The 12,025-nt window shown below is 69.7% G+C and carries 9 protein-coding genes; 6 read left to right on the forward strand and 3 right to left on the reverse strand.

Going from position 1 to position 12,025, the window contains the following annotated elements; genetic code table 11:
* Positions 1 to 101 precede the first annotated feature (101 nt).
* The gene (locus ABT115_RS12240; RefSeq protein WP_351787378.1) at positions 102 to 1,412 is read right to left on the reverse strand and encodes an ion channel protein; all 1,311 of its coding nucleotides are present in this window, start codon (positions 1,410 to 1,412) and stop codon (positions 102 to 104) included.
* Positions 1,413 to 1,786: 374 nt separating this feature from the next.
* Here ABT115_RS12240 and ABT115_RS12245 point away from each other — a divergent pair, with 374 nt between their 5' ends.
* Entirely contained in the window at positions 1,787 to 2,500 is a 714-nt protein-coding gene (locus tag ABT115_RS12245; protein WP_351787380.1) for a DedA family protein, read from the forward strand.
* Positions 2,501 to 2,526: 26 nt separating this feature from the next.
* Here the strand turns inward: ABT115_RS12245 and ABT115_RS12250 are convergent, their stop codons facing one another.
* Together ABT115_RS12250 and ABT115_RS12255 are read right to left on the reverse strand one after the other, a co-directional pair.
* Entirely contained in the window at positions 2,527 to 4,242 is a 1,716-nt protein-coding gene (locus ABT115_RS12250) for a threonine/serine exporter family protein (RefSeq protein ID WP_351787383.1), read from the reverse strand.
* A 307-nt stretch (positions 4,243 to 4,549) separates the two neighbouring features.
* A complete protein-coding gene (locus ABT115_RS12255) occupies positions 4,550 to 5,044 on the reverse strand; it encodes an inorganic diphosphatase (protein WP_003968257.1) in 495 nt (164 codons plus the stop codon).
* An 86-nt stretch (positions 5,045 to 5,130) separates the two neighbouring features.
* On the opposite strand from ABT115_RS12255, the gene dacB reads away from it, so the two are divergent.
* The 5 genes from dacB to ftsH all read left to right on the forward strand — a co-directional run bounded on the left by dacB (position 5,131) and on the right by ftsH (position 11,996).
* Entirely contained in the window at positions 5,131 to 6,636 is a 1,506-nt protein-coding gene (dacB, locus tag ABT115_RS12260; protein ID WP_351787386.1) for a D-alanyl-D-alanine carboxypeptidase/D-alanyl-D-alanine endopeptidase, read from the forward strand.
* Positions 6,637 to 6,685: 49 nt separating this feature from the next.
* A complete protein-coding gene (locus ABT115_RS12265; RefSeq protein ID WP_351787389.1) occupies positions 6,686 to 7,819 on the forward strand; it encodes an Rv3626c family coenzyme F420 biosynthesis-associated protein in 1,134 nt (377 codons plus the stop codon).
* A 198-nt stretch (positions 7,820 to 8,017) separates the two neighbouring features.
* Positions 8,018 to 9,100, forward strand: coding sequence for a tRNA lysidine(34) synthetase TilS (gene tilS / locus ABT115_RS12270; protein ID WP_351787392.1), 1,083 nt, complete (start codon positions 8,018 to 8,020; stop codon positions 9,098 to 9,100).
* Positions 9,101 to 9,201: 101 nt separating this feature from the next.
* Positions 9,202 to 9,741 (forward strand): hypoxanthine phosphoribosyltransferase, encoded by a 540-nt coding sequence (gene hpt, locus ABT115_RS12275; RefSeq protein WP_266752243.1) that lies wholly within the window; start codon positions 9,202 to 9,204, stop codon positions 9,739 to 9,741.
* Between the two features lie 224 nt (positions 9,742 to 9,965).
* Entirely contained in the window at positions 9,966 to 11,996 is a 2,031-nt protein-coding gene (gene ftsH, locus ABT115_RS12280; protein ID WP_351787395.1) for an ATP-dependent zinc metalloprotease FtsH, read from the forward strand.
* Positions 11,997 to 12,025: the final 29 nt, after the last annotated feature.

Consider the following 12,025-nt stretch of genomic DNA (forward strand, 5'->3'; position numbering starts at 1 on the left):
TGAAGGGACGTATCGAGACGTATCAATATGGATGCGACGATACGGAAAGCAGGGACATCCGGCGCGTCGAGCGGCGGGGACCAGGGGCCCGGCAAGCGGGCTCACTTCAGCGGCGTACCGTCCTCGTGCAGCTGCATCTGCTGCCGCCCGGTCACCAGCAGCCAGGCCGGCAGCGAGGCGATGCATAGTATCGGGAGCACCGCCACGTCGCCGACCAGCACCGCCGCGGTGAACAGGCTCAGCCAGGCCTGCCGGGTGATGGCCAGCAGCACGCCCAGTACCGCACAGGTCACCGCCAGCGCCACCGGCACCGACGTGACCAGGGCATGGGCGCACAGCCCCAGGGCGACACCCACGAAGACGGCGGGGAAGATCCGTCCGCCCCGGAAGCCGCAGGTCGCCGCGATCACCAGCGCGGCCGTCTTCACCAGGGCCATGACCGCGAACTGCCCGGCCGACCAGCCGTTCGGGTCGGCGGCGAGCTCCATCACCTCGTCGAGTCCCTTGAACAGGGTGAGGCTGCCGCCCAGCGCGCCCAGCAGGCCGAGCAGCAGTCCGCCGAGGGTCAGGGCAAGGACCGGGTGTTTCAGGGCCCGGAAGCCCCGGTGCGCATACGGGAAGGCGTACACCGCCGCAAGGCCGAGCAGCGCGCCCGCCATGGCGATGACGACCGCGGGGAGCAGATCGCCCCAGCTCGGCTGGGTGTAGGCCGGAAGCGGCAGGTCGAAGCTGGGGCGGGCCAGCAGATTCATGGTGAGCGCACCGGCGGCGCCCGCCGCGAGCGGGCCGAAGAGTTGGTCCCAGAGCGCACCGGGCCGACCGCGGGAGGCGAGGGCCTCGGAGAGGATCAGTGCGGCGGCGACCGGGGTGCCGAAGAGTGCGCCGATGGTGCCGGCCGCGGCGAGGGGGATCCACATCATCGCCGGTGTGCCGGGCGCGAACCGTCGGCCGAGCCAGAAGGCCAGAGCGATATTGGCGGCCGTGATCGGATTCTCCGGACCGAGGCTGATCCCGCCCGCCAGGGTGAGGACCGTGATGAGCAGCAGCCCCGGGACCACGCTCGGCGCCAACGGCGGATCGACCAGCCCGGTGGTCGCCGGATCGGGACCGCCGTGTCCGGGTACCGCCCGGATGAGCAGGCCGACCACCAGCCCGCTCGCGGTGAGCATCGCGATGATCCAGAGCGTGGAGTCGCGGCCGATGGAGAGCGCGTCGGGAAGCGTCACCCAGAGCACGTCCTGCAGCTTCTCCGCGAGCACGCTGACACCGAGCAGGACGAGGGCCGAGACGACGCCGACGGCCAGCGCGGGCACGATGACGGGCAGCAGCCGACGTATGGGAGCGGTCTCGGCGAGAGCGGTTCCGGCGAGAGCGGTCTCGGCGGAAACCGCCTTGGGTGAATCTGTGGCCATCGGATCACCATAACGATACAAAAGCTGTGTAACCCCTACGGGGTGGCGGCGTTGCGGGCTTGTGCCTCACGTCACGTCAGGACTCAGGCTTCACGCGAGTCACCGCCGTTGCGACGACGGTGATTTCGACCGGCTGGGTACGTCATTGAGGTGACGACCGGAATCTCGGACTGTGTGCTCTGACCGGACTGTGTGCTCTGACCGCCGTCGTTATCCTCAGTGCCCATCGTGTGGCACCTCCTGGAGGGTTGTTTTATCCCGGTTCGCCCGGTGTGCATTCCCGCAGGGAGCACTGGAACCCGGGGGTGTCATCCGGCGTTGATAGCTTTGAGCGGCCACGCAGCCACCATCGATCGATCCAGGAGCCCGGACCCTTGAATACGCTTGCGCTCGGACCGAGCTGGCTGGACCCGGATTATCTGATCAACACCTTCGGACTTCCCGGCGTTCTCCTCATCGTGTTCGCCGAGTCCGGACTGCTGATCGGCTTCTTCCTTCCCGGTGACTCGCTCCTCTTCACCACGGGCCTGTTGGTTACCACGGGCCAGCTGAAGGTTCCGCTCGGGCTGGTCTGCGCCCTGGTGGCGCTGGCGGCGATCATCGGCGACCAGGTGGGGTATCTCTTCGGCCGCAAGGTCGGTCCATCGCTCTTCAAGCGCCCGGACTCCCGCTTCTTCAAGCAGGAGAACGTCGAGAAGGCACACGAGTTCTTCGAGAAGTACGGACCGAAGTCGCTGATCCTGGCCCGCTTCGTGCCCGTCGTGCGTACTTTCACGCCGATCATCGCCGGTGTGAGCCGGATGAACTACCGCTCGTTCATCACGTTCAACATCATCGGCGGTGTGCTCTGGGGCGTCGGGGTCACGCTGCTCGGCGCGGGCCTCGGCAAGATCGACTTCGTGCGCGAGCACATCGAGGCGATACTCATCCTGATCGTGCTCATCTCGGTGCTGCCGATCGCGATCGAGTACCTGCGGGCCCGCTCCAAGTCGAAGAAGGAACCAGCGCCCGGCGGCGGCGAGGACCACGGCCCGGCCGCCGATGGAGGCCCGGCCTCCGGTCAGCGCGGCCGCCACGCCAAGCGCTGAGAGGCCGAGCCGTACCGGCGGCAGCCTCAGAAGCCGCGCGTCCGCTTGGCCGCGCGGCGATTCGCCCCGCCGACCGCCCCCGGCACCCGCATGAACAGCCGGGAGATCTCGCTTCCCAGATTCACCCCGATCGCGATGGCCAGCGCTGTCGCTGCCGCAGTCGACAGCGAGGCGAGCCCGGCGTTCACATTGCCCTGTGCCACGCCCAGCAGACCGAAGTACGTTGCCGAGCCGGGCAGGAGCGGGCCGATCGCCGCCGTGATGAACGGCAGTGACGAGGTGTACCGGTAGCGCGAGAACAGCTGCCCGAACAGGCCCACCAGGCCGGCCGCCGTCGCTGTCGCGAGCACCGGCGAGATGTTGCCGGTCCTGGCCATCGCCCCGTAGATCACCCAGGCCACACCGCCGTTGAGGGTCACCGCGAGCACCGTGGACCGGTCCTGCTGGAGCAGGATCGCGAAGGCGAAACAGAGCGCCATCGAAGCCAGGATCTGCACCACCGGCCGGTCGTGGGCGATGAACCCGGCCTCGGGGTTGAGCTGGGCCCCCAGCTGAAGCCCCATGTACAGCACGAGCAGCACACCGACGACGATGCCGATGAAGAGGTACATGACTTCGAGCAGGCGCGCGGCGGCGGTGATGTAGTAGCCGGTCAGCCCGTCCTGCACGCCCGCCACCAGGGCCCGCCCCGGCAGCAGGGCGAACAGCCCACCGGTGATCACCGCGGAGGGCCGTACGTCCGACCAGTGGGTGAGGGTCAGCGCGACGCCCATTGCGGCGGGCGGCATCGCCGCCGCCACGAACTGGTAGAACTCCGGCAGCCCCCGCCCGGCACAGAGCCAGGCGAGCCGGTCGCCGAGCATCGCGCCGATCGCGGCCACCACGAACACCAGCGCGTCGCCGCCCACCAGTACCGATCCCGCCCCCGCGAGACCGCCGCCGGCCAGCGTCAGCACCCAGCCGGAGTACGGATGCCGGTTGCGCCGGATCTCCGCCAGGCGCCGGTAGGCCTCCTCCAGTGAGACCTCGACATCCTCGGTGGTGATGTCGTCGATGAGCCGGAAGACGGCGGCCAGCCGGGTGTAGTCGGTGCCGCGACGGCGTACGGTGCGGCTCGCCGTCACCGGGTCGTCGACCAGCGACGGCTGGTGCGAGATCGACAACAGAGTGAAGGTGACCGTGGGCTCGCAGCGGTCCAGGCCGTAGCTGCGGGTCACCGCGAACATCGCCGCTTCGACGTCCTCGGCGCCCTCACCGCCGGCGAGCAGCAGCTCCCCGATACGCAGCGTCAGGTCGAGCACGCGCGGCACCGCGGGACCCACCTCGTCGGACTTCTGCATCGGTTCGGGTGCCGGGCGCTCGGCGACCGGCATCCGCAGCATCGTGCGCATCCGGTCCTGCCAAGGGGCTTCCTCGGTCAGCCGGATCAACGGGGTGCCGTGCGCCGGAGTGAAGGCGGGCGGCGGGTGCTGGGCGCCGTAGACGCGCGGCGGGGCGAAGGCGGAGCCGATCGTGTCCGAGCCGGAGGCCGGACCGGAACCGGATCCGGAGCCCGAAACGGAACCTTTCCCCGACCCCTGGAGTTCGGCCGTCAGACCGGCCGGAACAGCGAATTCCGACGTCGGATGGTCGTCGTCGGAGGCAGCCGCGGGCCTCCCCACCCCGGCCGGCGGGACGAAGGCGCTGCGCGCCTCGTCGGACTGGGGCTTCTGGTCCTCCGGACCGCCCGGTTCCGCCACCACTCGACCTCGCTCCTCATCGGCTGCGCGTCTTCGGTTGCGCTTCTGCCCAGTATGGCCACGGACAAGGGTGCGGATGCGATGAGGGCGGACCCACGGCACGGACAGACATGCGGAACGGACAGGGCGCGCGGAACGGGCAGGGCGCGCGGAACGGGCAGGGCGCGCGGAACGGACAGGGCACGCGGAGCCGACGGGCATACGAGACGGGCGGCACCCCGTCGGAAGGAGTGCCGCCCAGCTCTGGCACGGAACCATGAACGGAACCGTGCGATGTACCTCGGCCGGAATCCGGCCGCGACCCCTTGGGTCAGTGCGCGCCGCCCTGTGCCTCAAGGCGCTTGTAGGAGGCCTCGATCTCGGCCTCGGCCTCGGCGCGGCCAACCCAGTCGGCGCCCTCGACGGACTTGCCGGGCTCCAGGTCCTTGTAGACCTCGAAGAAGTGCTGGATCTCCAGGCGGTCGAACTCCGACACGTGGTGGATGTCGCGCAGGTGCTCCACCCGGGGGTCGGAGGCCGGCACGCACAGCAGCTTGTCGTCGCCGCCGGCCTCGTCCGTCATCCGGAACATGCCGATGGCGCGGCACTTGATGAGGCAGCCGGGGAAGGTCGGCTCGTCCAGGATGACCAGCGCGTCCAGCGGGTCGCCGTCCTCGCCGAGGGTGTTCTCGACGAAGCCGTAGTCCGCCGGGTAGCTGGTCGAAGTGAAGAGTCGACGGTCCAGGCGGATCCGACCGGTCTCGTGGTCCACCTCGTACTTGTTCCGCGAACCCTTCGGGATCTCGATGGTGACGTCGAACTCCACGGGTGGCTCCTCCATGATCAAGACATACGACTGGTGATTAAGTGTCCCCCACGCAGATGTGTGCTCGCGAAAGGGGCTGGTCAACGGTGGACGAGCCGGTGAAAAGACCGTCGGTCGATCCGCTCGACAAGCTGAGCAGGCTCACCCGGCCGGGCAGCGTGATCAGGTTGAAGGGACTGAACGATCGGCAGTTCACGGCTGTCTCCGCCGGCCTCGGCCTGGCGCTCGCAGCCGGCGTCGTCCTTGCCGCCGGCCCCTGGGACTCGGGTCAGCGTAAGGCCGAGCAGGACTGGGCCGCCGCCCGGATCCCCACAGGTGGCGTACATCACGAACCCGGTGCACCACTTGCACCGAAGCCCGCGCCCAGCGCCCCGGCCGTCCTCGCGCCCCTCTCCTCCGTCGTCGACAACGCCGCCCCGGACGCCCGCGACGCCCCGGACGGCGAAGCGGCCACCCTCAGTGCCACCCTCGGCCCGCTGCTGAAGGCCCCCGCTCTGGGTACCGTGCGCACCGCCGTCGTCATCGACACCGCCACCGGCGAGCGGCTGTACGGCCAGGGCGCCGACACGCCCATGACGCCCGCCTCCACCGTCAAGATCGCCACCACGGTCGCCGCCCTGAGCGCGCTCGGCCCCGACCACCGCATCGCCACGACGGTCCGGGCGTCCCCCGACTCCCGCAGCATCACCCTGGTCGGCGGCGGCGACCCCACCCTCGACAAGGCCGCCCTGCGCGCGCTGGCCGCCGACACCGCCCGCGCCCTGAAGGACCGGGGTGTGAAGTCGGTCCGCCTCACGTACGACACCTCCCGTTATTCCGGCCCGGCACGGCATCCGATCGGCCCCAACGAGAACATCGCGCCCGTCAGCGCCCTGATGACCGACGAGGGCAGGCTCGACAGCTCCGACAGCGGGCCCGCCCCACGCAGCGACGACCCGGCCCGTGACACCGCCCGGACCTTCGGCGAGCTGCTCGACGACGCCGGGATCGCCACCCGGTCCGGTCCGGCGCCCGGCCGGCCGGCCGCCAAGTCCCGGCCGGTCGCCAAGCACCTCTCCGCCCCGCTCTCCGCCCTGGTCGAACGGACCCTGACCAACAGCGACAACGACATCGCCGAGGCGCTCGCCCGGCAGACCGCCCTGGCCGCGGGCGAACGGGCCGACTTCGAAGGCGGCCGGCGGGCCGTCACCGCACAGCTCAAGAAGCTTCACCTGCCGCTGAAGGGCGCGAACTTCGCCGACGGAAGCGGACTGAACCGCAAGGACAAGGTCACCGCCGGACTGCTGGCCGGCCTGCTCGCCCGCGCGGCCGACCCGGATCACCCCGAACTGCGCCCCGTCCTCACCGGCCTCCCGGTGGCAGGGTTCACCGGCACCCTCAGCGACCGCTACACCCAGAAGTCCGCAGGCACCGGCCTGATCCGCGCCAAGACCGGCACCCTCACCGGTGTGAACACCCTCGCCGGGACGGTCGTCGACGAGCAGGGCCGACTGCTCGCCTTCGCCTTCCTGGCATCCGGTACGACGTCCCCGTCCCAGGCCCAGTCCTCCCTCGACGCCCTTGCCACCAGCCTCGCCGCCCCCACCCGATGAGCCGGTCGACTCCACACCGCGGACGCACCCGAGCACGTACGGTTGACACATGACGAGCATCGGTGGTGCCGAGATGGTCGACTGGAATCTCGCGGTCGCGACCGCGACCCGACTAGTGCGGCCGGGACCCGAGATCAGCCGCGAGGAGGCCCGCGAGGTCGTCGCGGAGCTGCGTCGGCATGCCGGGGCCGCGGAGGAGCATGTCCGTTCCTTCACCCGGCTGATCCCCGAGGGGACCGAACCGGAGGACACCCCGGTCCTGGTCGTGGACCGGCCCGGCTGGATCAAGGCCAATGTCGCGGGCTTCCGCGAACTGCTCCGCCCGCTGCTGGGCAAGATGCAGGACCGGCGCGGCAACGGCCCCGGCGGCGCCGTGCTCGGCGCGGTCGGCGGCAAGGTGACCGGCGTCGAGGTGGGGATGCTGCTGTCGTTCCTGGCCTCCCGGGTCCTCGGCCAGTACGAAACGTTCGCCCCCGTCACCCGTGAGCTCCCGGCCTCGGCCGACGGCGGCGGCAGGCTGCTGCTCGTCGCCCCGAACATCGTGCACGTCGAGCGCGAACTCGACGTCGACCCGCACGACTTCCGGCTCTGGGTGGCGCTCCATGAGGAGACTCACCGCACCCAGTTCACCGGTGTGCCCTGGCTCCGCGACCATCTGCAGGGCGAAATCCAGTCATTCCTCGAAGAGACCGACGTCGACCCGATGACCGTGCTGGAACGGCTCCGCGAGGCCGCCCAGTCCCTGGCCGGAGGCCGCCCCGAGGGCGAGGACGGCGAGGACGGCGGCCGCAGCCTGGTCGAACTCGTCCAGACACCCGCTCAGCGCCAGATCCTCGGCCGGCTCACCGCCGTGATGTCCCTGCTCGAAGGCCATGCCGACTACGTGATGGACGGCGTCGGCCCCGAGGTCGTCTCCTCCGTCGGCGAGATCCGGGAGAAGTTCCAGCAGCGCAGGGCGCGCGGTGCGAGCCGCCTCGACCAGGCGCTGCGCAAGCTTCTCGGACTCGATGCCAAATTGCGTCAGTACCGCGACGGCGAGCGATTCGTCCGTGCCGTGGTCGACGAGGTCGGCATGGACGGCTTCAACCGTGTCTGGACCTCGCCGAACACCCTCCCGACCAAGGCGGAGATCGCGAAGCCGACGGACTGGATCGCGAGGGTGCACCGTAGGGCAGAGTCCTGATCACGCCGGGCCGGACGGCGGGCGACGGACACGAACGCGCCGGTAATCACCCATCCGAGGGACCCTAGGGGCATGGGAAGGCGTGCAATGCTCGATGGACGGCTTGCCTCTGTCACCATCGATGCACTCTGAGTGACGGCACTCTTCCTGTCCCGGCACTCCGAGGCACCTCCCAAAACTTCACGAAGGGCACCGGACATGGGTCCCCATCCTGCGGTCGCGGCGATACGCCTGGCGGTTCGCCGCGTACTCCACGACGTACTCACAGAAAACGCCCGGAGCGCCGAGCACACCCGGCGCACCCCGCACCCCGAGCTCGCCGAAGCCGGTGCGGGCAGGCAGCGCGTCGCACTCCCCGAACGCCCCGGCACCCCGCTGGTGCTGGTGGCATGCTCCGGCGGCGCCGATTCCATGGCACTCGCCTCCGCCCTCGCCTTCGAGGCCCGCAAACTCGACGTCCGGGCCGGCGGCATCACCGTCGACCACGGCCTCCAGGACGGATCCGACACCCGGGCCGCCGAGGTCGTCGACCGCCTCACCGCCATGCACCTCGACCCGGTCGAGTCCGTCGCCGTGCAGGTCGGCCAGGAGGGCGGACCCGAGGCCGCGGCCCGCGACGCCCGCTACGCCGCCCTGGACGCGGCGGCCGACCGGCACGGCGCCGCCGCCGTCCTGCTCGGCCACACCCGTGACGACCAGGCGGAGACGGTACTGCTGGGCCTCGCCCGCGGCTCCGGCATCCGCTCGCTCTCCGGCATGGCAGCCGCATCCGGCCCGGCCGGCCGCTACCGCCGCCCCTTCCTCCAGCTCGACCGGCAGACCGCCCGCAAGGCCTGCCTCGTCCAGTCGCTGCCCGTCTGGGACGACCCGCACAACATCGATCCCGCCTACACCCGCTCCCGGCTGCGCCACGAGGGCCTGCCGGCCCTGGAGAAGGCCCTGGGCAAAGGGGTCGTCGAGGCCCTGGCCCGTACGGCGCAGCTCTCCCGTGACGACGCCGACGCCCTGGACACCTGGGCCGCCGAGGCCGACCACGCCGTACGGGACGACGCGGGCCGGCTGGAGTGCGCCAAGCTGTACGCGCTGCCGCCCGCCGTACGCCGCCGGGTACTGCGCCGGGCCGCCGTGGAGGCAGGCTCCCCGGCCGGTTCGCTCTTCGCCCGGCACATCGAGGAAGTCGACCGTCTGATCACTGGCTGGCGCGGCCAGCGGGCCATCAACCTGCCTGGCCGGGTCGAAGCCATGCGGCAGGGTGGCAGACTGGTGATTCGGCAGAGCTGAAGCACGAGCGGCTGACACGCAGGCGAGCGACCGCCCAGGGGCCGGGGCACCACCCCGGTTTCCGGCAGGCAGAGAAAGAGACGTGGGTGAACGAGAAGGACATGGGCACCGACCTTCAGTCGGTGCTCCTCACCAAGGAAGAGATCGACGCGAAGCTCGTCGAGCTGGCCGCGAAGATCGACGCGGAGTACGCGGGCAGGGACCTGCTCATCGTCGGCGTCCTCAAGGGCGCAGTGATGGTGATGGCGGACCTGGCGCGCGCGCTGTCCACCCCCGTCACCATGGACTGGATGGCCGTCTCGTCGTACGGCGCGGGCACCCAGTCCTCCGGAGTGGTCCGGATCCTCAAGGACCTGGACACCGACATCAAGGGCAAGCACGTCCTGATCGTCGAGGACATCATCGACTCGGGCCTGACGCTGTCCTGGCTGATGTCGAACCTCGGCTCGCGTGAGCCGGCGTCCCTGGAGATCTGCACCCTGTTGCGCAAGCCGGACGCGGCCAAGGTCGCGCTCGACTGCAAGTGGGTCGGTTTCGACATCCCCAACGAGTTCGTCGTCGGATACGGGCTGGATTACGCGGAGAAGTACCGCAACCTCCCCTTCGTCGGCACGCTCGCCCCGCACGTATACGGGGGCTGACCGCCTCCCGGCGTCTGACGCCCGGCCGGGGTGCCCGGCCCGACCGGGCGGACGGCTGGGAACCTTTCACCGGATTCCCGCCGTTGAGCCATTGAAGGCGGGTTTTGACAGACGCACCCGGCGGTCACAGGCGACAATGCTGGGGTACCGTCCGAAGAACAGTCTTTTCTCACAGCAGCATTTACCTACGGGCAGGAGGGACGGGGCGTCATCGCCCCGTATGGATGGACGTGAAGCGATACTTCCGTGGGCCGGTCATGTGGATCGTGCTGGCCGTCCTCGCCGTGGTCGTGTTGATGCAGGTCGTCGGCTCGTCGGGCGGCTACAAATCGGTGGACACCGGCAAGGTGGTCCAGGCGATCAGCAAGGACCAGGTGGCGCAGGCCAAGCTGACCACCGGTGACGAACAGATCATCAAGATCGAGTTGAACAAGGGGCAGAAGCTTCCGGGCGAATCCGGCAGCAAGTTCCAGGCGAGCTACATCGGCGACCAGGGTGTCCAGCTGGCCGACACGCTGCAGCAGAAGTTCGAGAGCGGCAAGATCGACAAGGGCTACACTGTCGCGCCGTCGAAGCAGTCCCCGTTCATCTCGATCCTGCTCTCGCTGCTGCCCTTCGTCCTGATCGTGGTTGTCTTCCTGTTCCTGATGAATCAGATGCAGGGCGGCGGCTCCCGGGTCATGCAGTTCGGGAAGTCCAAGGCCAAGCTGATCACCAAGGACACCCCGAAGACGACGTTCGCCGATGTGGCGGGGTCGGACGAGGCCGTCGAGGAGCTCCAGGAGATCAAGGAGTTCCTCCAGGAGCCGGCGAAGTTCCAGGCCGTCGGCGCCAAGATCCCCAAGGGCGTTCTGCTGTACGGGCCTCCCGGTACGGGCAAGACGCTGCTCGCGCGCGCCGTCGCGGGCGAGGCGGGCGTCCCGTTCTACTCGATCTCCGGTTCCGACTTCGTCGAGATGTTTGTCGGTGTCGGCGCCAGCCGGGTCCGTGACCTCTTCGAGCAGGCCAAGGCGAATGCCCCGGCGATCGTCTTCGTCGACGAGATCGACGCCGTCGGCCGGCACCGCGGCGCCGGAATGGGCGGCGGTCACGACGAGCGCGAGCAGACGCTGAACCAGCTGCTCGTCGAGATGGACGGCTTCGACGTGAAGGGCGGCGTCATCCTGATCGCCGCCACGAACCGGCCGGACATCCTCGACCCGGCGCTGCTGCGACCGGGCCGTTTCGACCGGCAGATCGCGGTCGACCGGCCGGACATGCAGGGCCGTCTCGAGATTCTCAAGGTGCACCAGAAGGGCAAGCCGGTCGCGAAGGACGTCGACCTCGGCGCCGTTGCCCGTCGTACGCCCGGCTTCACCGGTGCCGACCTGTCGAACGTGCTGAACGAAGCGGCGCTCCTCACGGCGCGTGGCAACCTGAAGCTGATCGACAACAAGATGCTCGACGAGGCCATCGACCGCGTCGTGGCAGGTCCGCAGAAGCGGACCCGGATCATGTCCGAGAAGGAGAAGAAGATCACCGCGTACCACGAGGGCGGACACGCCCTGGTCGCGGCGGCTTCTCCCCAGTCGGACCCGGTCCACAAGATCACGATCCTCTCCCGCGGCCGCGCCCTTGGTTACACGATGGTGCTCCCGGAGGAGGACAAGTACTCCACGACGCGCAACGAGATGCTCGACCAGCTGGCCTACATGCTGGGCGGGCGCGCGGCCGAGGAGCTGGTCTTCCACGACCCGACCACCGGCGCTGCGAACGACATCGAGAAGGCCACTGCGACGGCCCGCGCGATGGTCACGCAGTACGGCATGACGGAGCGGCTCGGCGCGATCAAGTTCGGCGGCGACAACACCGAGCCCTTCGTGGGCCGTGAGATGGGCCACCAGCGCGACTACTCGGAAGAGGTCGCGGCCCTCGTCGACGAAGAGGTCAAGAAGCTCATCGAGACCGCGCACAACGACGCGTGGGAGATCCTCGTCGAGAACCGCGACGTGCTGGACGCCCTGGTCGTCCAGCTCCTCGAGAAGGAGACGCTCGGCAAGGAGGAGATCGCCGAGATCTTCGCCCCGATCGTGAAGCGCCCGTCCCGTCCGGCATGGACCGGTTCCGCCCGACGCACCCCGTCGACGCGGCCGCCGGTGCTCTCGCCGAAGGAGCTCGCCCTCACCAACGGTGCCGCCACGGCCAACGGTTCGGTCATCCCCACGGACTCCGTCCCGGCGACCGAGGTGCTGCCGGAGGACCGCTCCGAGAGCTGAGGTCCTGCGACCCCGGTGTGGCCCCTGTC

This window comes from Streptomyces sp. NPDC001832 (genome assembly GCF_040297265.1).
GTDB lineage: Bacteria > Actinomycetota > Actinomycetes > Streptomycetales > Streptomycetaceae > Streptomyces.